Origin of the sequence: Candidatus Enterococcus wittei (assembly GCF_002140175.1) — a bacterium.
Taxonomy (GTDB): Bacteria; Bacillota; Bacilli; order Lactobacillales; family Enterococcaceae; genus Enterococcus_B; species Enterococcus_B wittei.
Map to the genome: position 1 here is coordinate 159,687 of NZ_NGMO01000004.1, position 22,385 is coordinate 182,071.

General features: G+C 38.0%; 23 protein-coding genes and 2 pseudogenes. 2 read left to right on the forward strand and 23 right to left on the reverse strand.

All coding sequences use genetic code 11. The features are described from left to right. Positions 1-9: 9 nt before the first annotated feature. The 6 genes and pseudogenes from A5844_RS11850 to A5844_RS11875 form a co-directional block, all read right to left on the reverse strand. Positions 10-1,830 (reverse strand): annotated as a pseudogene (locus A5844_RS11850) (penicillin-binding transpeptidase domain-containing protein); the annotation flags it as partial. Between the two features lie 40 nt (positions 1,831-1,870). Next, positions 1,871-2,368, reverse strand: a pseudogene (locus A5844_RS11855) (cell division protein FtsI); the annotation flags it as partial. After that, positions 2,369-2,767, reverse strand: coding sequence for a cell division protein FtsL (ftsL, locus tag A5844_RS11860; RefSeq protein WP_086285395.1), 399 nt, complete (start codon positions 2,765-2,767; stop codon positions 2,369-2,371). It abuts the pseudogene before it with no gap. A gap of 3 nt (positions 2,768-2,770) precedes the next feature. Then, entirely contained in the window at positions 2,771-3,730 is a 960-nt protein-coding gene (rsmH, locus tag A5844_RS11865; RefSeq protein ID WP_086285396.1) for a 16S rRNA (cytosine(1402)-N(4))-methyltransferase RsmH, read from the reverse strand. Between the two features lie 21 nt (positions 3,731-3,751). Further along, positions 3,752-4,183 carry a division/cell wall cluster transcriptional repressor MraZ gene (mraZ, locus tag A5844_RS11870; protein WP_179190602.1) on the reverse strand — a complete coding sequence of 144 codons (432 nt, stop codon included), beginning with the start codon at positions 4,181-4,183 and terminating at the stop codon, positions 3,752-3,754. 170 nt (positions 4,184-4,353) lie between these two features. Then, positions 4,354-4,722 (reverse strand): DUF3397 domain-containing protein, encoded by a 369-nt coding sequence (locus tag A5844_RS11875; protein WP_086285398.1) that lies wholly within the window; start codon positions 4,720-4,722, stop codon positions 4,354-4,356. 196 nt (positions 4,723-4,918) lie between these two features. Here A5844_RS11875 and A5844_RS11880 point away from each other — a divergent pair, with 196 nt between their 5' ends. Both A5844_RS11880 and A5844_RS11885 read left to right on the forward strand, forming a co-directional pair. Beyond that, a complete protein-coding gene (locus A5844_RS11880; protein ID WP_086285399.1) occupies positions 4,919-5,875 on the forward strand; it encodes a magnesium transporter CorA family protein in 957 nt (318 codons plus the stop codon). A gap of 69 nt (positions 5,876-5,944) precedes the next feature. Beyond that, the gene (locus tag A5844_RS11885) at positions 5,945-6,061 is read left to right on the forward strand and encodes a DUF4044 domain-containing protein (RefSeq protein WP_086285400.1); all 117 of its coding nucleotides are present in this window, start codon (positions 5,945-5,947) and stop codon (positions 6,059-6,061) included. Between the two features lie 52 nt (positions 6,062-6,113). On the opposite strand, the gene recN is transcribed toward A5844_RS11885, so the two are convergent. The 17 genes from recN to A5844_RS11970 form a co-directional block, all read right to left on the reverse strand. Next, positions 6,114-7,811 (reverse strand): DNA repair protein RecN, encoded by a 1,698-nt coding sequence (gene recN, locus A5844_RS11890; protein WP_086285401.1) that lies wholly within the window; start codon positions 7,809-7,811, stop codon positions 6,114-6,116. Positions 7,812-7,828: 17 nt separating this feature from the next. Further along, positions 7,829-8,278 (reverse strand): arginine repressor, encoded by a 450-nt coding sequence (locus A5844_RS11895; RefSeq protein WP_086285402.1) that lies wholly within the window; start codon positions 8,276-8,278, stop codon positions 7,829-7,831. 100 nt (positions 8,279-8,378) lie between these two features. Next, positions 8,379-9,197 carry a TlyA family RNA methyltransferase gene (locus tag A5844_RS11900; RefSeq protein ID WP_086285403.1) on the reverse strand — a complete coding sequence of 273 codons (819 nt, stop codon included), beginning with the start codon at positions 9,195-9,197 and terminating at the stop codon, positions 8,379-8,381. 8 nt (positions 9,198-9,205) lie between these two features. Next, a complete protein-coding gene (locus A5844_RS11905) occupies positions 9,206-10,093 on the reverse strand; it encodes a polyprenyl synthetase family protein (protein WP_086285404.1) in 888 nt (295 codons plus the stop codon). Continuing rightward, a complete protein-coding gene (locus A5844_RS11910) occupies positions 10,093-10,317 on the reverse strand; it encodes an exodeoxyribonuclease VII small subunit (protein WP_086285405.1) in 225 nt (74 codons plus the stop codon). Before A5844_RS11910 ends, A5844_RS11905 begins: the two co-directional genes overlap by 1 nt. Beyond that, the gene (xseA, locus tag A5844_RS11915; protein WP_086285406.1) at positions 10,298-11,659 is read right to left on the reverse strand and encodes an exodeoxyribonuclease VII large subunit; all 1,362 of its coding nucleotides are present in this window, start codon (positions 11,657-11,659) and stop codon (positions 10,298-10,300) included. The genes A5844_RS11910 and xseA overlap by 20 nt, the downstream gene beginning before the upstream one ends. Beyond that, entirely contained in the window at positions 11,656-12,510 is an 855-nt protein-coding gene (locus A5844_RS11920) for a bifunctional methylenetetrahydrofolate dehydrogenase/methenyltetrahydrofolate cyclohydrolase (RefSeq protein ID WP_086285504.1), read from the reverse strand. The genes xseA and A5844_RS11920 overlap by 4 nt, the downstream gene beginning before the upstream one ends. 94 nt (positions 12,511-12,604) lie before the next feature. Next, complete coding sequence (gene nusB / locus A5844_RS11925; RefSeq protein ID WP_086285407.1) at positions 12,605-13,054, reverse strand: transcription antitermination factor NusB; 450 nt, start codon at positions 13,052-13,054, stop codon at positions 12,605-12,607. Then, positions 13,047-13,472 carry an Asp23/Gls24 family envelope stress response protein gene (locus A5844_RS11930; protein WP_086285408.1) on the reverse strand — a complete coding sequence of 142 codons (426 nt, stop codon included), beginning with the start codon at positions 13,470-13,472 and terminating at the stop codon, positions 13,047-13,049. The genes nusB and A5844_RS11930 overlap by 8 nt, the downstream gene beginning before the upstream one ends. A gap of 226 nt (positions 13,473-13,698) precedes the next feature. Then, on the reverse strand, positions 13,699-14,763 hold the full coding sequence (locus A5844_RS11935; protein WP_086285409.1) for a M24 family metallopeptidase: 1,065 nt from the start codon (positions 14,761-14,763) through the stop codon (positions 13,699-13,701). A 155-nt stretch (positions 14,764-14,918) separates the two neighbouring features. Next, positions 14,919-15,164 carry a GlsB/YeaQ/YmgE family stress response membrane protein gene (locus tag A5844_RS11940; RefSeq protein ID WP_086285410.1) on the reverse strand — a complete coding sequence of 82 codons (246 nt, stop codon included), beginning with the start codon at positions 15,162-15,164 and terminating at the stop codon, positions 14,919-14,921. Positions 15,165-15,241: 77 nt separating this feature from the next. Next, complete coding sequence (locus tag A5844_RS11945; protein WP_086285411.1) at positions 15,242-15,616, reverse strand: DUF956 family protein; 375 nt, start codon at positions 15,614-15,616, stop codon at positions 15,242-15,244. A gap of 304 nt (positions 15,617-15,920) precedes the next feature. Continuing rightward, positions 15,921-16,835, reverse strand: a complete 915-nt coding sequence (locus A5844_RS11950; protein WP_086285412.1) for a PTS system mannose/fructose/sorbose family transporter subunit IID — start codon at positions 16,833-16,835, stop codon at positions 15,921-15,923. A gap of 17 nt (positions 16,836-16,852) precedes the next feature. Then, a complete protein-coding gene (locus A5844_RS11955) occupies positions 16,853-17,659 on the reverse strand; it encodes a PTS mannose/fructose/sorbose transporter subunit IIC (RefSeq protein WP_086285413.1) in 807 nt (268 codons plus the stop codon). Between the two features lie 33 nt (positions 17,660-17,692). Further along, positions 17,693-18,664, reverse strand: a complete 972-nt coding sequence (locus tag A5844_RS11960; RefSeq protein WP_086285414.1) for a mannose/fructose/sorbose PTS transporter subunit IIA — start codon at positions 18,662-18,664, stop codon at positions 17,693-17,695. A 103-nt stretch (positions 18,665-18,767) separates the two neighbouring features. Then, complete coding sequence (locus tag A5844_RS11965) at positions 18,768-19,259, reverse strand: mannose/fructose/sorbose PTS transporter subunit IIB (RefSeq protein WP_086285415.1); 492 nt, start codon at positions 19,257-19,259, stop codon at positions 18,768-18,770. 189 nt (positions 19,260-19,448) lie between these two features. Further along, on the reverse strand, positions 19,449-22,280 hold the full coding sequence (locus A5844_RS11970; RefSeq protein WP_086285416.1) for a sigma-54-dependent transcriptional regulator: 2,832 nt from the start codon (positions 22,278-22,280) through the stop codon (positions 19,449-19,451). Between the last annotated feature and the right edge of the window lie 105 nt (positions 22,281-22,385).

Genomic DNA, 22,385 nt, shown 5'->3' on the forward strand with positions numbered 1-22,385 from the left:
CTAATTCTCTTATTCTTTCAATGTAAAACTTAGTGTTTTGTCAGAAATTTTTTCGTACGGGGCAAGACTCTGTTCTGTACAGTAACCGTCCCCTTCAAATTTAACTTCAATACCTAGTATCTTTCCTAATTTCATGATATCTGCTTTTGACCATCCCGTCACATCAGGCATCAAAGCAGTTCCACCCGTATATAAAATAAGTTTTTCTCCTGAAATTAGCTGATCACCATTGGCTGTTGATTGCTCTTTGACTTTTGTTCCATCACCAACAACAACAGGTTGCAAACCACTTTTTTGTGCATCTGCTGCAGCAACATCTTTATTTAAATTACGATAATCAGAAACCGTTACTTTTTCTGTTTTTGCTTCTTCAGAATTATTGGTTTCAGATTCTTTGAAATCCATCGCTCGTTTCATTAATGGGTTAGCGATTTTTGCCAAAGCTGTTCGATCGTAGGTTTTTGGATGTTTCATCGTAATATATAGTACATATTCGGGGTCTTCAGCAGGTACCATCTCTACGATAGAATACAGATAAGCCGTATCTCCTGTTTGGTATCCTCCTGTATCGGAAGCAATTTGGGCAGTTCCAGTTTTTGCTGCAATATTATAGCCAGGAACATTATATACACCATAGGCGCTACCATAATTTTCACTTTCCACGACATCACGCATATACTCTCTTACTTTCTCGGTTGTTTCCTTAGAAAACGGCTGTCCAAGTACTTCTGTTTGAGAAGAGACTTCTTCACCTGTATTAGGATCAACCACTTTACTAATATAGCGTGGCTGGATCATTGTGCCATTATTTGCAATGGAGGTGAAAGCTTTCATCATTTGGAAGTTTGTGACCCCTACCGCTTGACCGTAGGCACTCATTGCTTGGTCTACGATATTTTCTGTCGGTAATGCGCCATTTATTTCATCATCCAAACCAGAATGGGTACTTTGACCAAATCCTAGCTTTTGAAGATAGTTGCTCCATTTTCCGCCAAGACGTTGTTCTAACATCACCATTCCCACGTTACTTGACCACGAAAGTGCTTGACGCATCGTAAGAATTCCTTTTTTACCAAAATCATGGTCGTTGATGGTCGCATCTGCTACTTTGATTTGTCCAGACTGGAAGGATTCATTTTCATTAAACTGTCCTTCTTGGATAGCAGCAGCAGTAGTGAAAATTTTCATTGTTGATCCAGGTTCGTAGGAATCTTGGACAAGAATATTTCGCCATACAGCATCATTTCCAGTTAATCCTTCCATTGTTTCAGGATTAAAAGTTGGTCGTTGACTCATCGCTGTGATCTCACCAGTCTTGGCTTCCATTAAAATAGCCGTTAGTTCTTCTGGTTGATATTCTTCATTCACTTGATCCATTAATGTTTCCAAATAACTTTGCAAACGACTATCTAACGTTGTATAGATATCTTTCCCATTCACCGCTGGCTTTTCTTGAGCCACTGTTCCAGGTAACGGGTTTTGAAAGTTATCTTTTTGATAGACTACTTTCCCGTTAGTCCCACTTAACAGATCATTGTAAGCCGACTCTAAGCCTAATTTTCCCACTAAACCATTTTCTTTTTCATCAGGCACAGCATAGCCGATAAAATGAGAGGAAAAAACACCGCTAGGATACATACGCGCAGGATGATCATCGAAATAAAGACCAGCAATCCCCGCTTCTTTCATTTCTGCTTCAATGTTTTGTTTTGCTTCTTGTGTAATATTTTTTCCGTAATTCCCGAACTCGACTTGATATAGTTTTTGTTCAGCACCATCTTGAAGAATCTTTAATGCTTTATTTTTTTCAATCGATAAGTTTTTGTGTAAGACCAGCAATCCCCGCTTCTTTCATTTCTGCTTCAATGTTTTGTTTTGCTTCTTGTGTAATATTTTTTCCGTAATTCCCGAACTCGACTTGATATAGTTTTTGTTCAGCACCATCTTGAAGAATCTTTAATGCTTTATTTTTTTCAATCGATAAGTTTTTGTGTAAGATTTCTGCGATTTTATCAAAATCTTTTTCTTGGGCGTATAATTTTTTATCTCCGGTTGTGTAAGTTTTGGAAAGAATGGCTTTGATTGAATACGAAGTGGCATCTTCTGCTAAAGCCACCCCGTTTCGATCGTAAATCGTTCCTCTTTTTGCCTTGACCACTTCACTTCCTTGGTAGAGCTGCTTGGTCTTTTCTTCTAAAGAAGTCCCAGCAACATGTCCACCAATCACAATATAAGCAAAACGAACGGCAAATAAAAAGAACAATCCAATACTCGTAGCAAATAAAATGATACCTACTTTTTTGCGATTGTTCATCGGATTTAGATTTTTCTTTTCCATAAACCGCCGGAATTTATTTTTAAGACTCATTTACTTCACTTTCCTTAAATTGTCGTCATTGATTGACAACCCTTTTTCTTCTGCGATTTGTTTGATTCGTTCCGTACGAGAAAGTTCACTTTTTTCCTGATCCAAACTAATCTTTTCTTGATTTTTTTGGTTGTATTCTGTTTGAAGAGAACTAATTTCTTTTTCCATCCCGCTAATGTTCGTTCTTAGCATCACTGTCAATACACATAACGCTATGACAGAAAGAACAATACTGATCACTGCGATTTTTTCTAAATTAGAAATTTGTTTTAGACGCTTTGCAGGTGATTGAGGAAGAACGATTTCTCGCTCTGAAGATGAATCTGGCAGATGCTGTTCAGGTAGATCTACTTCTGGAAAATCGTAGGGATATTCTTGTACTTTCTTTAGTTCTGCCATTTTCTACTCCTCTTTCATTCTAATTTTTTCAGCAATACGCAATTTTGCACTGCGAGATCGATTGTTTTCTGCTAATTCCTCCTCAGACGGAAGTATTGGCTTTCTAGTGATCACTTTTAATTCAGGTTGAAATTCTTCTGGTACCACAGGAAGTCCAGGTGGTAAATCCTTCACTGTACTATATTCTTTGAACATATTTTTTACGATACGATCTTCCAAAGAATGGAACGTAATGACGCTGATTCGTCCATTCATATCAAGTAAACGAATCGCTTGCTCTAAAGATTCTTCTACAGCTCCTAACTCATCATTTACTGCAATCCGAACTGCTTGGAAAATCCTTTTGGCAGGATGCCCGCCTTTCCGTCTAGCCGGAGCTGGGATCACATTTTTGATGATTTCCACTAAATCTCCGGTAGTTTCAATCGGTTGAGTCTTTCTCACCCGTTCAATTTCTCTGGCAATTTGTTTTGAAAATTTTTCTTCACCATAACGAAAGAAAATCTTTACTAAATCATTGTATGAATAGTCATTGATGACATGATAAGCTGATAACGGAGCGGATTGATCCATTCGCATATCCAACGGTGCATCTTGATGGTAACTAAATCCACGTTGGGCTTCATCCAATTGTGGTGAAGAAACACCGAGATCGTATAAGACGCCATCCACTTTAGAGACATGTTCAGATAAGCGACTTTCAAGCTCACGAAAATTGGCTTTGATAAATGTGACCATCCCTTTTTCGACATATTTAGCTAAGTGAACCTTTGCATGGTCGATTGCAATCTGATCTTGATCGAATGCAAATAAATGCCCCTCCATATTCAGTTGGCTCAATAAATACTCGCTATGCCCGGCTCCGCCGAGTGTACAGTCCACATAAATACCATTCGGTTTGATGTTTAACCCATCTACCGTCTCTTTTAGCATGACTGTATAATGTTGAAATGTTTCAGTCATTCGTCAGCCTCTTCCTATCTCTTATAATCCGAAATCAATCATATTTTCAGCAATTTCATCAAAATTTTCTTCTGCAGCTTCTGAAAACTCTTGCCAGCGTGTTTCATCCCAAATTTCAATTCGGTTTGACACACCAACAACAACACACTCTTTCGTTAGTGCTGCATAGTTTCTCAAAGTGGGAGGGATATTGATACGGCCTTGCTTGTCCAGCTCACATTCCGTAGCCGCTGAATAAAAAAAACGTACAAAAGTTCGTGCATCTTTTTTTGCTAAAGGCATTTCGTTCAATTTTGCTTCTAGTTTGTTCCATTCGCTCATTGGATAACCAAAAAGACAGCCATCCAATCCACGTGTCAAAACAAATTGTTCCCCTAATTCCTCACGGAGTTTTGAAGGCACGATTAAACGACCTTTTGAATCAATATTATGCCGATATTCGCCCATGAACATTGAAACTACCCCCGTTCCTCCACTAACTAGAATTAGTCTACCACAATCCCCCACTTTCTACCACCTTTTATAGGAAATCCGAGAATAACTTTTTCTAACTAAAATTTTTTTTAATATTTAAGCTGCAAAAAAACTTTTAAAAGTTTTTTAAACAGCTTAATTGCGGTATATTAAAGATACGAAAGGATATTTAGAACAATCAAAATCACATACATCGCTAGTGTCACTAAAAAAGTCAGGCGCCAAGTCATTTTGAAATAACGCCCATAGACGATTTCATCATAGTAATAAGCTTGAAATAGCGCAATGCAGATAGCCATCAAAATGACTGTGATTAGTAAAAACGGCAGAAAAGATTCTGTTGCCGAATTACGAGATAGGGCATGGATACCTCCCCACAAAAAAGGAACTGCTAAATCAGGTGCTTTCACTTTAAAACGGCGATTTAATGAAAATAGTTTGATGAGGAACTGACAGCCAAATAAAACAATGACCGGATAAATATACCAAAATAATACAAGTGGTGAAAAAGTGCCCATGAGACAAATCTCCTTTTTTATCGTTGTGTTAAGTATAAAGGATTTAGGTTACACAACGATTTCATTTAGTTTAAATTTTTACAGTTTTATCAATCTCCGGTTCTTTCTTTAACAGTCTTCTTAAAAAAACACTTTCAATGAGTTCTTTTCAAGAATCCGTTATAATAGAAGAAAGATACATTTAAGGAGGTACAGCATGATTAAGTATTTCACACTTGAAAACCAGAAATTAATCAACACTACCAAAGAAACAGCTGAAACGATTTGGTACTGTGTGGAATCCCCCACGGAGGAAGAAATCCAACAATTGATTCATCAATTTAAGATTCCCACAGACTATATCACTTCTGTTTTAGATGATGCAGAAAATTCCCGTGTGGAAGAATTCAACCAAGAAAAATTAACAAAACCAGCATTATTATTATTACAATATCCATTTGCAAAAACAAGTCCTAGTGGTTACTTTCAGGTGGACACCTATCCTTTTTCGATTATTGTCACACCCAAAAAGAAGCTTATCACAATTACCAATCACGAACCACTTTTTTTAAAAAAAGTCTTTAGTCAAACCTTTCCTGAAAACGACTTAGCGATAAATCTTAACATCTTCATGCAATTGCTTTGGCAGATCACGCAGTCATACAATACCTATCTAACTACACTACTCGCCCAATGCGATTTATTAGAGAAGCAATTAAAAGTCTCCACCGAGAACAAACAGCTTTATCAAATCATGGATATTCAAAAAAGCCTTGTTTTCTTTAAAGAAGCTACGGAATCCAATTTAGAGACATTAAAACTCTTAGCTGAAAACCAGATGGTTCAGGATAATCATGCATTGAATAATCATTTAAGAGATGTGTTGATCGAAACTGAGCAGGCACGGACAACTTCACGTATCAGACTGAAACTAGTAGAACAGATGAATCAAACATTTTCTGCCATTATTTCTAATAATCTCAATAATATTATGAAGATTTTAACTTCACTAACAATCATCTTGACCATTCCGACAATTGTAGGGAGTTTATACGGCATGAATATTAAGTTACCTATTGCTGGAAGAGATGATGCTTTTCTTTGGCTCATCTTATTTATGATTTTTATCTCCATCATTACTACTTATTATTTAAAAAAGGGTAAGTTTTTATAACTATCCTCTTGTAGAACGGCGAAAAAAAATGTAAAATCAGAGAAACTATAATAAATCGAGGTAATCATAATGCGAGAAAAGAAACAAACAAGTACGTTTTCTAAAGTAACCAAGCTTGTCGTTTGGACGATGTTGATTTTGACGATTGGTTCAGTCGTTCTAACAGCTGTTATGAGTGTGATGTAAAGAACAAAAAATCCCTTGGTACTAATCATATGATTAGCACTCAAGGGTTTTTTTATTTTACTTTCGAGTCAGTTTTTTTAGCTAGTCTTAAAAGTTCTTTCGCATGTTCCATCGTCAACTGAGTGATTTCACTTCCAGCCAACATTCGGGCAATTTCATTTTCTCTTTGGCTTGGCTCTAGTTCTGAAACAGATGTTTGCGTTCTACCTCCCACCACTTTTTTGACGATATAGTATTGGTAATCCGCAACGGCAGCAACTTGAGGCAGATGCGTGATACATAACACTTGCGAACACTTAGAAATCTTCAATATCTTATCCGCAATGGCTTGAGCAACTCTGCCACTGACCCCTGTATCCACCTCATCAAAAATGATACTTGTTACTCCTTGTTCAGACGTAAAAATTGTTTTTAGTGCAAGTAACACTCGGGACAATTCACCGCCAGAAGCAACTTTGACGAGTGGTTTCAATGGTTCACCTGGATTGGTGGTAATATAAAATTCTACATGATCCAATCCATGTCTTTCGATTCGTCCGTTTGGATACCTTGAGAAGCGGACTTCAAACTCCGTATTTTCCATATATAAACTCTTCAACTCTTGCAAGATTGAAGTCTGCAATTCGGCAGCTATTTTTTTTCGTTCCTCATGTAGTTCTTGTGCTTGTTGATATAGCGCTTGTTCTTTTTGGATCCGTTCATTTTCCATCTTTTCAAGTTGACCTTCAGTAAAATCAGATGAGTTGAGTTCTTCTGTAATTTCTTCATAATAGGCTAAAATCGACTCGATTGACTCGCCATATTTGCGTTTTAATTGTCGGATCAGTTCCAATCGCTGATTGACTTCTTCCAATCGGTTTTCGTCCAATTCGAGTAAATCAATTTGCCTGCTCATCTCCCCGACCGCATCTTGTAATAAATAATAAGCGCTTTGAATATTATCAAAAATCGATTCATACTCTGTATCAAGATGAGCAATGCTTTGTATTTCGGAAACTGCTAAACCAACGCCATCAAGGCTACTTTGTTCACCTTCATTTAAAATACTATAGCTGATCGCTAAGCCGTCCACAATCTTTTGATAATTACTTAGTTTCTCACGCTCTTCACTTAACTTCTCTTCTTCTCCAGGTTGTAACTGTGCTGCAGCAATTTCTTCTTGTTGGAAATGAAGCATGTCGATCCTTTGCACATATGATTTTTCATTTTGCTGGATTTTACGCACTTTTCTTTCTAGCTCGCGATATTCTTCATAAGCTTTTTCATAGGCTCTTTTTTTCTTTTGGAATTCTTGATCGCCAAAACGATCAAGTAAAAACAAATGAGACTCCGGTTGCAGCAATTCTTGATGCTCATTTTGTCCTTGAATATCCACCAGATAGCTACCTACACGTCGTAAATTAGCTAAAGTAACGATGTGCCCATTCACACGGCAAATATTTTTTCCTGCCAGTGACATATCACGACGAACGATCAGATTTTCTTCGTCTGATTCGATCCCCAACTCCTCCATCAATTCTTCAAAACCCTCTTGTTGAGGCCATTCAAAAAGACCTTCAAGAATACACTTTTCTGCCCCTTGACGAATGTAATCACTTGATCCTCTGCCACCCGCCAACAGGCCCAAAGCATCGATGATAATTGATTTACCAGCGCCAGTCTCTCCTGTCAGCGCAGTCATTCCTTCATGAAAAGACAAGCGCAATTCAGGAATAATCGCAAAATTAGTTATACTGATTTCTTGTAACATCGCAACCACTCCTCAAATTAAAGGTAATGCAGGAAATCTTTCTTTAAATTGACTGCATCCTCTTGCGTGCGTGTGATCATCAACACATTATCATCATCATTAATGATTGAAAACAACTCTTTTTTATAGCGTTTATCGATCAAATTTGCTGCCGCTGAAGCATTTCCAGGTAAAGTTTTCAAAATAACAAACTTTTCCATTTGATCCACTGCTACGAATGCATCTTTTAATAGCTTTTCTAATTTCGTGCTCACATCTTCACTTGTTTCAGCAGGAAGACTATACCGATAGCCACCATCTATAGCTGGTACTTTGATTAATTTCAACTCTTTGATATCTCTAGAGATCGTTGCTTGTGTCACTGAGATTCCTTTGTCTTTTAATATCTCAACGAATTCTTCTTGTTTACGTATATCTCGTTCATTTAGTAAACGAGTCAATAAACGATGACGATCTTTTTTTCTCATATTCAATCCGCTCTCCTTCGCCTCTTCTTCTTAACTAATGATAGCTTATTTCAAGCGCTTTATAAAGAAGAATCCAGTCTTATTATCAATAATCTGGCTACTATTTATGCGTAAATTGTCCATGAGCCTGCTCAACGATTTGAGAGGGATCAACCTTCGCATCAATGACTCCTTTATCCGTCACTTTCTTCAAATGCGCTAAAAACTCAATATTTCCTTCTCCACCAGTGATCGGAGAGTAACTTAGATCCAAAACATCAAAACCATGGGATGTGGCAAATGCTAAAAAATCTTCTATTACTTGTTGATGTGTCTGAGGATCTCGTACGATTCCATGTTTTCCGACAGCTTCTCTGCCTGCTTCAAATTGAGGTTTGATCAAAGTCACTACTTCTCCACCGTCTTTTAAGATGGCATGTAGAGGGGGCAACATCAATTTCAAAGAAATAAACGAAACATCGATCACCGCAATTTCAGGTTGTCCCTGTTGAAAATCTTCGGGCTTTGCATAACGAAAATTGACACGTTCCATCACAACAACTCTAGGATCTTGTCTGATTTTCCAAGCCAATTGATTGTAACCAACATCTAACGCATAGCTCATCTTCGCACCATTTTGTAAAGCCGCATCGGTGAAACCGCCTGTGGAAGCTCCAATATCTAATAGGATCTTATCTGCCACAGTTAGATCAAATTGTTTCAATGCTTTCTCTAATTTTAGACCGCCCCGAGAAACATACGGTAATTGTTTCCCTTTGATTTTTAATTCACTGCTAACGGGTATTTTTTCACCTGGCTTATCAAAACGTTCATTTTTTTCATTGTAAATCAAACCAGCCATCACCGATCGCTTAGCCTGTTCTCTTGTTTCAAAAAGCCCTTGTTTAACAGCTAATACGTCGACACGTTCTTTTTCCATTCTCTTCCTCATTTCTCATCAAATTGTTTCACTAATTGACGAAGTAACTGCCCATTAAAGGAATAGACATTTTCTTCCAGTTGATCAATGATCCCATTCGCCAAACGGATCTCTTGTTTTAATGCTTCTCTTGTTTTTTCAATACCTAACAGCCTTGGATAAGTATTTTTTTCTACTTGTTCATCTTTACCAACTGTTTTTCCCAACGCCTCAGTCGTACTCACGACATCAAGTAAGTCATCACGAATTTGAAAGGCTAAACCGAGATGTGCAGCTATTTTTTGTAATTGATCCAACACTTCTTCTGGTTGCTGAGCAAGTATACCTCCAGCTAACATTGCATAACGAATCAATCGACCTGTTTTTCTTTCATGGATGGATGCCAATTCAGCAAGTGTCAATTGTTTGGCTTCTCCTTGTATATCTGCTGCCTGTCCAGCTACCATCCCTTGGGTACCGGCACTCACCGCTAGTTGTTGCAATAGCAATAACTTAGGTGAATTAGGCAACTTAGTCATCGTGAGTAATTGAAAAGCTCCTGTCAGCAAAGCATCGCCAGCTAAAATCGCTAATGCTTCCCCATATACTTTATGGTTCGTAGGCTTACCACGGCGAAGATCATCATTGTCCATTGCCGGCAAATCATCATGGATCAAAGAATAAGTGTGGATCATTTCAAGTGCTGCAGCCACTTGATAAGCATTCACATCAATATCAACGCTAAAAGAACTTAAGGTTCCTAGTAAAAGCAAAGGGCGTATCCTTTTTCCACCAGCATCAATTGAGTAAATCATGCTTTCTTTCAATTGCTCATCAGAAGTATGTTCATTAAGAAATGAATGGATTTCCTGTTCGACTAAAGGAAGATGAATAGCAGAAAAATCAGTTAATTTCATTACACTTCCTCTTTCTCATCGAATACAATTTCTTCATTGCTTTCTGTCATCATTTTCGTTAACGTTTCTTCCGCTTTTGTAAGTGTATCTTGACATTGCTTGCTCAATTCCATTCCTTTTTTAAATGCATCTAGTGCTGACTCTAACGGTACATCGCCTTGTTCTAATTGCATGACGATTTTTTCTAACTCTTGTAGTGATTCTTCAAATGTTGGATTTTCCATGTTCATTTTCTCCTTTTTCCGTCTGTATCACTCGTCCTTTGATTTGTCCATCAGCATAGTGGATAATTAGCTCATCATCAAGACTGACTTCCTTCACGCTTTTTACAACTTGTTCATTCAAAGTGGTATAACTATACCCTCTGCCCATAATTTTTAGCGGACTAAGTAAATCAAGTGATTGGACCGCTTGTTGAAATCGTTGCTGTTGTTGTTTCATATATTGTTGGATTTTTTCTTCTAAGCGTTTCTCTAAGTAGCTTGCTTCTTGTTGTGCTGATTTTACTCTATGCGTGGGTGCAGCTTGTTCAAGCTGATGACTTAACGTGAGTGCTTGTTTTTCTTTTATATAATAAATCTGTTGCGTTGCTTGGTATAAACGTTGTTTCAATTGATCCAATTTAATTGTCTGTCCTTCATATAGACGTTCCGGTTGACGGAATACATAGGATTGTCTTGCCCGCTCAAAACGCTCCTGCTTTCGTTGGATTTGTCGTAAAAAACTTTGTTCCAAGTGAGATTGTCGCTCTTTGATTCGTAACAATACTTCAGATAAGACAGGCACAGCCAATTCTGCAGCAGCAGTTGGTGTTGGTGCCCGTAAATCAGCCACTAGATCGGCAATTGTCGTATCCGTTTCATGACCCACGGAAGAAATAACTGGTGTACTTGCATTAAAAATTGCTCTTGCTACCCGTTCTTCATTGAATGGCCACAAATCTTCAATGGATCCTCCACCACGACCAATGATCATCGTATCAAAATTCCCCAACGCTTCTACCCGTTCAATGTTTCGCACCACATCGTCTGCTGCTTGGTTTCCTTGGACAACAGTTGGAAATAGTACGAGCTGTGCAATAGGATAACGTCTTTTTACGGTTGTGATAATATCTCGAATTACTGCTCCACTCGGACTTGTTAATACTGCAATCCGTTTTGGAAAACGTGGTAATGGCTTTTTGGGACCTTGGAATAGACCTTCTTTCATTAATTTTTCTTTTCGTTCAGCTAACTCTTGATATAAAGCTCCTACGCCATCTGGTTCCATATGCTCCACGTAGATTTGATAAGAACCACTCGCTTCATACAGTGAGATTCGACCAACCACTAACACTTTCATACCCTCTTTTGGTTGGAAACGCAGTTTTTGAAAAGCCCCTTTGAACATAATCGCAGAAATTTTAGCATGGTCGTCTTTCAGGCTAAAATATTGATGGGCATTTGCTCTTAGACGAAAGTTTGAGATCTCACCAGTCAAATACACTCTTTCCAGATAGGGATCTGCTTCAAATTTCCTTTTTAAATATTTGGTTAACGTTGTAACAGTTAAGTACTCCGCCGTCATTCTTCCACCTGCTCTTTTTCAGCTGATAAGACCGTTTGAAACATCAACATCGTAATCGTCATTGGTCCTACTCCTTTTGGTACCGGTGTAATATAACTTGTTAATGGTGCTACTTCGTCGAATTTGACATCACCAATCAGTTTACCTTCTTCATTACGATTCATACCAACATCAATTACAACGGCCCCTGGCTTGATAAATTCTTTGGTCACAAAATGACCTCGTCCAATGGCTACGACTAAGATATCTGCTTCTCTTGCCAATTCAGGAAGATTTTGCGTCTTTGAATGTGCAATCGTCACCGTTGCATTGGCCATCAATAATAAATGGGCCATTGGCTTGCCAACGATATTGCTACGTCCGATGACTACAGCACGCTTGCCTTCAAGGTTAATATCGTATGCTTCAAACATTTTCATGATCCCATAAGGTGTACAAGGGATTTTATCAGGTGTACCAGCAAATAAACGACCTAGATTCATCGGATGAAACCCGTCTACATCTTTCTTCGGATCAATGGCCAACAAGACTTTATCTTCATCGATATGTGCAGGTAACGGCAATTGGACGAGAATCCCGTGAAACTGAGGATCTTTATTATATTTTTCAATTTCACGTAATAATTTTTCTTCTGAAATTGATTGATCATAACGTTCAATTTTTGAATAGATACCTAATTTTTCTGCCACGCGCCCTTTGTTGCGTACATAGATTTGACTAGCTGGATTTTCACCTACTAGTAAAACAACCAAACCGGGATGGATCTGTTTTGCTTTGAGTTCTTGTACTTTCACTGCTAGTTTTTCTTGCATTTTTTCTGCTAGTTCTTTTCCATTGATCAATTCTGCCATACGATCACTCCCAGACTTTTTTGCTTCTATTCTACCATAGATGACTTTTGATAGATAATTTGATTTTCTGATATTCATAGAAAAAAGCTAGGACTTACGCCCCAGCTTCTAATTCTTTCAGTACATTGGATAACATCCCGTTGACGAATTTACGTGAACGATCATCACTAAATGTTTTGGCTAATTCGATTGCTTCATTCAATGCAACAGGTGCTGGTACATCGTCTACATACATCATTTCAAATATCGCAATTCTTAAAATGATAAGATCCATTTTAGAAATACGATTGATCCGCCAGTTGTTTTTTAGATGTTTCTCAATGATTGAATCCAAATCTTCTTTTTTGGCACAGACTCCGCCAACCAATGTATCGAGGTACACTGGAACAAATTCTGACTCCTCATCATTAATCATCTCTTTGTGATCCAACTCGATTGCATTCATGATCGCATCTTCTTTCGTTAGATCTGTATTAAAATCCAAAGGAAAAAGTGCTTGTAATGCCATTTCACGAATTTCATGTCTTGATAACTCTTTATTCATTTTCTTCCTCTTCATCTTCAAAAAGTTCTTCAATGGCTGGTTGTTCAAGTTTTTCCGGCACCACTGCTACTACATGGATATTCACTTCAGCTAAAGCAATGTCTGTCATGAAGAGTACTTGTTGACTTACACGCTCTTGCATTTCCATTGCCACTTTAGGCACAGATACACCATATTCTAAATAACAATACAGATCCACTTTTAAACCGTCTTCGTCATTTACCAAGTAGACTCCTTTGCCATGGGCTGCTCTTCCTAATAATTCAGTGACATTGCTAGCAAATGTCCCACGCATGCCATAGACACCCTCAACTTTAGAAGCTGCAATCCCGATAATGACTTCGATTACTTCAGGAGCAATCACGATTTCTCCTAAATCTTGATTTGCATGTAAGACTAAGTTTTTTTCGTCTGCCATTTTTATCTATTCCTCCTTTTGCCTAAGTACAGGAATCCATTTAAAAAATAATCTTTTAATACATCTACTGTACATAGGTAAGCTGTCTCCTGTAAATCAGACTTGCTCTTAAAAAACTTCATTGGCAACAGCATGATTTCTTCTATAGTGTATCATTAAATCAGCCTATTTTCTATAACAAACTCTGACTTTCCACATTTCCATTAATCCAATCGAACACCTAGTATTAAAGGATGATCAATTCTTTTGGTGAATGTGTCAACACACGGTTACCTTCTGGTGTGATCAATAAATCATCTTCGATTCGTACCCCACCGATTCCTGGTAAATAAATCCCTGGTTCATCCGTGATAACATTTCCAACAACAAAAGATTTTTCGGCTCTTGTAGAAACGTTCGGTCCTTCATGGATTTCTAGTCCGATCCCATGTCCAGTAGAATGACCAAAAGCTTCACCATAGCCATATTTCGTGATGTAATCTCTAGCCACTGCATCTAATTGCACACCAGTAACTCCTGGTTTGGCAACTTCTAGCACTGCTAATTGTGCTTCCAATACGATCTGATAGATTTCTTTTAGTTGCTCTCCTGGGTCACCAATCGCAAATGTCCGAGTCATATCAGAAACATAGCCTTCATAATAACATCCAAAATCGATCGTGATCAAATCACCTTGTTCAATCATCTTCGCACTTGCTACACCATGAGGCATGGCTGAACGAAGACCACTTGCAACAATCGTTTCAAAAGAAACACCAGAAGCGCCTAATGAACGCATATAAAAATCTAATTGGTTCGCTACTTCGATTTCAGTCATTCCAGGTTGGATCATCTTCAAAATATGATCATATGCCATATCAGCGATATTACATGCTTTTTCTATCGTTGCGATTTCATTTTCATCTTTCACTTCTCGCAATTCCTCAATCATTTCAGAAACTGGGATCAATTCGGCATCCAACATTTCCTCTAAGACAGAATACTCTAAGAATGAAACCATTCTTTCTTCAAACGCTAAAGCTTGTAATCCTTCTTGGCGAACCAAATTAGCAACTTCTTCAAAAATCGGACCACTATTTTTAATGATCTCAAACCCTTGTGCTTGTGCAGCGGCTTGCTCTGTATAACGAAAATCAGTAATAAAGAACGCTTTATTTAAAGTAATGACTGCCAAACCAGTTGTGCCAGTGAAATTAGTTAAATAGCGAAGATTATAAGGGCTTGTTACTAAAAATGAATCTAACTGTTCTTCTTGCATTTTTTTACGTAGTTTTTCTACCCGTAACATCATAATAAAAACTCCTTCTTTCTTTGCACTCTTTTTTCTATTATAGCAAATTTTTATCATTTGAAGACAGAATTAAGGTAATTTAAGCCTTTAAAGAAAAAAGCGTCTCAACTCTGGCTACTGCCTTAAGTCAAAACGCTCTTCATTATTTTTTATCTTTAAGATTTTTTCCCAAAGAAAAATGAAACAACTGCAACTAAAATAACTGCGCCTAAAATAGATGGAATAAGTGCCATGCCGGCAGCGCTTGGTCCCCAATCGCCAAAAATAGCTTGACCAATACTTGAACCAACCAATCCAGCAATAATATTTGTGATACAGCCCATTGAATTACCTTTGCTTGTGATTGCTCCTGCAATCGCACCAATAATTGCACCTACAATTAATGTCCATAACCAACTCATTATATAACCTCCTTTTTTACCTGTTTAATTCTAGCATAAGGAATAAAAAGCAAGCAAATAATAGGTCTGGTCCATTTCTATTTTTTCTTGAAAATATTCTTGACACCACGCTTAACGACATCGACCAAACTAAGCGAGCGCACCATATGACTTGGATCTACATAAACACGAATCGCTCGCAACACTTCTTTTGGTCTCTTTGAGGCAAAAGAGTAAGTGCCATTTCTTTTCGTTTGGATCGCAAATCGAGGAATCCACTTCCCTTTAAACATGACTGAGGCAATCACGAAATCCACCTCTTCCCAAGGAATTTGGATAAACTTACGCGCATCTCGATCATTATAAAATTCAAACCCTTTATCACCAATCATGATTTTTCCATACTCAGCAGTTCCCAAATAAGAAGTAGCATCGATCGTTAAGTCGACTTTTGTATTCAGTGATTCTACCATTTTAATTGCTCCGTTTCTAATTGATCTAACAAGTAAGTTCATTATAGATTGTTTTTTGATAATAAGCAAAAGGTTGTGAAAGAAGTGCTTTGCACTGAAATCTAAGATAAAAAAAATAGAAAACGGTTCTTCACATTTTTTATTTTTTTGGCTTAGGTTTGTAGTGCAGCTTCTTGAACACCGTTTATCAAGGTTGTGACATCTGCGCTTTGCACTGATTCATCCTTTTTATTGAAAAAAGCTGCAACAAAAATCAATAGATGATTTCTGTCACAGCTTCTTAACCAACTGTTTAGTTCAAAGATTACATTAATCCGATTAAGTGGAAGACAATACCAACCACGAATAATCCAAGAATGATAATGATTGGAGATACTTTTTTCTTAAGTAACCACATGCAGAACAATGTTAAACATAATGCAGCTAAACCAGGGATCAAGCTGTTTAAGTTATCTTGTAATGTTGTTACTTTGTAATCAGATAGAGAAAGACCAGCCGCTTGTTGTTCCAAAGCACTCTTGATTCCTTCAGCACCTGATGGTAAGTTGTTCCAGTCAATGTATGCACCTTTATCTAATTTAACAGTAGATACAACTGGTGTGAAGTTGATTGATACCCAACGGTTAACTAATGATCCCAAGATGAACATCCCGAGAATTGAAGCACCTTTTGTGATATCTTGTAATAATCCACCAGATAAATCATCTGTAATTTTAGAACCAGCTTTGTAGCCGAATTCTTGTGTATACCACATAAATGCCATACGAATGATATTCCAACCAAAGAAGTAGATGATTGGACCTAAGATATTTCCACTAATTGCAAGAGATGCAGCTAGTGCACCAAGAATTGGTCTTACTGTGAACCAGAAAACCGGATCCCCAATCCCAGCTAAAGGTCCCATCATACCAACCTTAACCCCTTGGATTGTTACGTCATCAACTGGTGCACCATTTGCGCGTTCTTCTTCCAGCGCTAATGTTACCCCAATGATTGGTGAAGCTACGTATGGATGTGTGTTAAAGAACTCTAAATGACGTTCTAACGCAGCCGCACGATCTTCTTTTGTTTTATATAATTTTTTGATCGCTGGAATCATTGAAAATGCCCAACCACCATTTTGCATACGTTCGTAGTTCCATGAACCTTGTAGGAAAGTCGAACGCCACCAAACAGAAATACGATCTTTTTTAGATAATTGAATTCTTTCTTCTGCCATTTTCGTGTACGCCTCCTTTAATAGTTATCGATGATATCGCCCAGTGGGTCACCAGTATTTGAGTTTCCGCCATTACCTGATCCACCTTGTTTAGAAAGTGCCAAGTAGATAAGAGCAAGAGAAACACCGATGGCACCAAGGCCAATAAGAGTAATTTCAGAAATAGTTGCCAATACAAAACCAATAGCAAAGAATGGCCATACTTCTCTTGTTGCCATCATGTTGATAACCATTGCGTAACCAACAGCAACTACCATACCACCACCGATTGCTAATCCGTCAGTTAACCAAACTGGCATAGATTCAAGTAAGTTTCTTACTGGACCTTCACCAATTGCTAAGATTAACGCAGCAGGGATCGCAATACGAACACCTTGCATACAGATAGCAATAATGTGCCATAATTCAACTTTTCTAAAGTTACCTTCTTTTGCAGCAGCATCCATTAAATGAACGAACGCTGTAGCAATTGTACGACAGATGATTGTTAATAATAAACCAGCAACAGCAAGTGGCACAGCGATAGCGATCGCAGAAGAAACGCCTGCTGTTCCTTGACCACCTAAAACTAAAATAATTGCAGATGCAACAGATGCTAATGCAGCATCAGGAGCTACAGCAGCGCCGATGTTTGCCCAACCAAGAGCGATCATTTGTAATGTACCACCTAAGATAAGGCAAGGGACTAAGTTCCCAGTAACTAAGCCGATTAACGTACATGCGAGTACCGGTTGATGGAATTGAAACTCATCAAGAATTCCTTCCATACCAGCTAAAAATGCAACGATAATGACTAAGATCACTTGAATAATATTTAATTCCATGATGTTAATCCTCCATTTTTTCTGATAGTTAAATTAAGCACGATTTTTTAATTCATCTTGTGCTTTTTTCAAGATTTCATCCATGTTTCCTTTTGAATCATTTGGTACTTTACGTACATCAAATTTCATGCCTGCTTCTTTCAACTTATTGAATGTATCAATATCATTTTGACTGAAAGCAAGTACTTTATTTGGTTGTACTTTACCTGGTGAATGTGCCATTGAACCAACGTTAATTGTTTCTAGAGGTACGCCACCTTCTACTGCACGTAACACATCTTGAGGATTTTCAAATAATAGCAATGCACGTTGACCACCAAAGTGTTGATCGTCTTTTGCAAGTTTGATCATTTGGTCGATCGGCACTACATGCGCTTTCACACCTGGGGGAGCTGCTTGTTGGATAAGTTTCTTACGAAGCTCATCTTTTGCAACAGCATCTGAAACAACGATGATACGTGTTGGATTCGTTGTTTTTGTCCAAGCAGTTGCTACTTGTCCATGAAGCAAACGTGAATCGATACGAGCTAGAACATATGTGAATTTACCAGGCGCTCCTGATGGTGCAGCAGTTTGTGCAGCAGCTTTTGGTTGTTCAGCCGGTTCTAGTTCTTCTGGTTTAACTTTCACACCTTCTTTTGCTGTTTCAATGATATGTGCTGCGATTTCATGCGCAGATTCCATTGAAAAACGAGATGCGTATGCTTCAATCAGCATAGGCAAGTTCAAACCACTTACGATTGCCCACTTGTCTTTGTGTTCTTCAAATAAGGTGTTTGATTGATTGAACGGCGTTCCGCCCCACAAATCAACTAAGAATAAGACTTCTTCTTGATTATCGAAGGAAGCAACAGCTTCTTCTAATTTGGCTCTCAAGTCATCTGGACCTTCACTTGGTTTTAAAACGACAGCTTTGACGTTTTCTTGTTCGCCAAAAATCATTGAACCAGACTGCAAGATGCCTTCAGCAAATTGTCCATGACTTGCAAGGATAATCCCTACCATATTTATACCTCCTACTTCTTTTTTGTTGTAACAAAATCAAAAAATTAGAATAATTGCTTACCTATTACAACAGCTACATTTGACTATTCGCAACAACAATTTTTTATGCTTTTTTGGCTTTCGTCAGTAATTCCATTAAAAAGACTTTTCGATCCGCAGGTACTTTCCGAATTTCTAGTTCCACTCCTTGATCATTCAAGTAAAGGAAAGCATCAATATCGCGTTGGTCGACGGAAACAAAATTAGTAATCATTGTTTTCCCTTCAGAAAAACTCATCCCACCGATATTTAATGAATCTAGATGGACCCCGCTTCGGACAATTGTTTCAACGTCTTGAGGATTAGTGAATAAAAGCATGACTTTCGTTTTTGCTAATAAGCCACTCTGGAAAATTTGGATCATTTTTTTTACTGTGATCACATTTGCCATGATACCTGGCGGCGCAGCTTCTTTTAATAGAAACTTTCTTAGCGTATCTTGTGCCACGACATCACTAATGACGATGATTCGCTCCACTCCAGTCAGTTTTGACCAGACAGTCGCTACTTGTCCATGGATCAAACGATCATCTATACGGGCTAATCGAATATCCATTCGCCAATCTCCTTCTTTCAAAATTACTTCACAGAAATCCCTCGTGTTTCTGTGTGATCACCACCTCCTAGCACACTTTATTAAAAGCAAGAACCGTGCCAACTTTTTATCAATACACTGTTACGTTTAAAGCTTTCTTAAGCAATACACAAAAAAGATACACTAAAATAGTGTATCTTTTTTGTGTATCTACGGTTTAGTGTATTCTTTTTTATCTAATTGGTTATGGATTAATTTTAGCAAATAATACACTTCTTCTAATGGAGTCCGCAATTTAATCTGCTCCTCTAAATTAGTTAACGTATCAAGCAACTGATCATAGAGGGGATCTTCTTTTGCTGATTGGCATTCTTCTGGGGCGACAGTCAATGGTTCATTCAAAATGATTCGTTCGATCATCCCTACTGTATGGAGAACTAAATTGATCATAAAACCATATTCTTGCGCATCCATTTCAGTTTTCTCAGCAACCTCTTTTGCGAATTGCCAAAGAGGATTAATTAGCTTATTCGCATTTATAAATGTAAAGTTGTCGGTAATAAATGTGACACAAGTATTTTTTGCCGTCACTTCGTTTAATAATACATCTTCTGACTCATCTAACTCTGATTCCAGGACCAACTCATCCAAAATCAGCTCAATATTTTGGTCAATGAATCGTTCTAGCGGAATAAATGGTGCCGCTATTTGAGGATTCGTGATGCCAGTAGTAGCAATGATGTGATACTTTTTTTCAATCTCTGGCAATCTTGTATTCAACTCCATAATCGATAAAGCGATGACTACGACTTGTGGTTCTTGTCGCTTACTTACTGCACGTTCTATCAACTCTTTAATACGATGAGCTGTCCCTTCTCCTGAGGCACAGATCGCAATGATTGCTTTTGGTTGTTCAGTTGCTTCATTTTTCATTTCTTTTTCCGTTGCAACCCCTGCATAACCGCGGAAATTTCTCAAAGACTCATACAATAAGTCAAGATCTGTACCTAATACCGATACTTTTCTGACCGTCTCTAGCACTAACGACGTCGTCACCATATCAACCGTGCGTACAGGAATTCCTGTATCTCGCTGGATTTGGGTGTTAAAGGAAGATAAGGAACCCATATCCACTAACAAGATCGTCCCACTTCCTTCATCTACTTCTTGGACACAACGCTCAATTCGTCTTAACGCCGTCTGTGGATCCATATCAAGTGGCATATCTACGGCTCGAACATTATCTGCATCTAGTAACTGTTGAACTACTTGTACCATACTGCTTGCCGTACTATTTCCATGAGCAGCAACAACAACCCCAATTCTTCCACCTGATTGGTTCGCTCTTAAAGATACAAGTAAAACTGTTAAATAATAATCTTCACTCTCAGGGATTGCTACTTGAAAAAATGATTCAATATGTTTTCGTACTTTTTGAGCAAGTATATACTCTTCAGGAAAATCAATCGCCATTTCACGAATATTATCATTGGTATGACGTTCTTCCCCTAAATTGATACGCTTTAAGAAAGAACTAATATGCAAACTCATTGCGTAAATAAAGTTTTGCTGAAACTCATAAGGTAATGACTGTTTGACCATAGTATAGATTTGATTGGTCACTTCAATGATTTTAGGGTCAACAAATTCAGCCAGTTTATTGTCCGCATTGAATGAGAACCCATGATCTTTGTAAAAAGATTTTAAATGGATATTGATATCAGTCGAAATAAAATGATTGATTGCTTCTTGGTCTAGCCCATCTGATTTCAAGAGTGCCGCTTTATCACCGATGATGTCATAAAGATTATAAGGTAGTTCATAAGAATCGGCTTGTAGTTGCATCACATTATCGTTTGGCAAGACTGTGATCTTAGGTTCAAGCATTTTCGAAAGCTCTGCCATTTCTTGACGATTACTGGCCAATTGGATCAATCCACTACGGATACCTTCCGTTAGATCATCAATCGTAATTGAAATCTCCGGTGCGTTCATATGATTTAAGAAACCTCTAGCACAAACCAACTGGATATTGGATTTCAACTGACCGATATTTCCATAAGTTACACTACCTATGAGCGCTTTCACTACATCTTCTGTCAAAGAGATTTTCCGTTGTGTTCGATTGGCTTCATGAGCGATCATAATCTTCACTAAATCAATTTTTTCGTTAGCCGGTCGTTTTTCAAATGCCGGGAGCTTGATATTGATTGGGATACGTCGGACAAAAGTTTCGAGCAAAGCAGACCCTGGATCTTCAGTAGTTGCACCAACAATACGGACATTTGCCTCGTGAGATTTTGTGGTTTCACCTAAACGACTATAAGTACCGTGATCCATAAAATAAAAAATCATTTCTTGACCTTCAGGAGGCAAGCGGTGAATTTCATCAAGGAAAAGCATCCCGCCATCTGCTTGATCAATAATTCCTACTTTTTCTTCTTCAGCTCCAGTAAATGCACCTTTGACATATCCGAAAAGATGACTCATCAACAATTCAGGATTATTGGCATAGTCCGCACAATTGAAAACGATCAGCTCAGTCGCTTCGCCCACTACTTTATTTGCTTTAGCAAAATGAAACATCGCATGCGCAAAGTACGTTTTACCAGAGCCAGTCGGTCCAGTAATCAGACAATTCAACCCTCGAGGCGGATATAAAATAGCTGCTTTTGCTTGTTCGACCGAATTTTTCATGCTACCATTTGCCCCAATGATTTTTGCAAAAATATCTTTGGTATCCACTTGGATCCTTGGTTTTTTCTCCTCAATCGGCTCCTCTTTATAACTTGGCACATACCTAGTCAAAGGTTTTTCATATCCACTGTTTTCTTGGTAAATATAGCGCACAGGTCGGCCATCAGTCTTCAAGAGTTTCCCCTCACGTACTAGCTTATTTAAATCTTTACTACTATTGGTACGCTGAATCCCTAAATTTTCCGCAATCTCTTGTGTCGTTACCCCTTGATCGTATTCTTCTTTTTTTAAATGAGCGGTTTTTTCTTTGACATACGTATAAATTCGGTCAATTCGCTTTGTCAATCCCTTCGCCCCTTTTCATTTGTTCTTGAACCCTAATAGTATTGATTAAGTTGTGTTTCGTCAACCATTTATATCAAAAAAATGAGTTGTCGTTCTAAATAAATA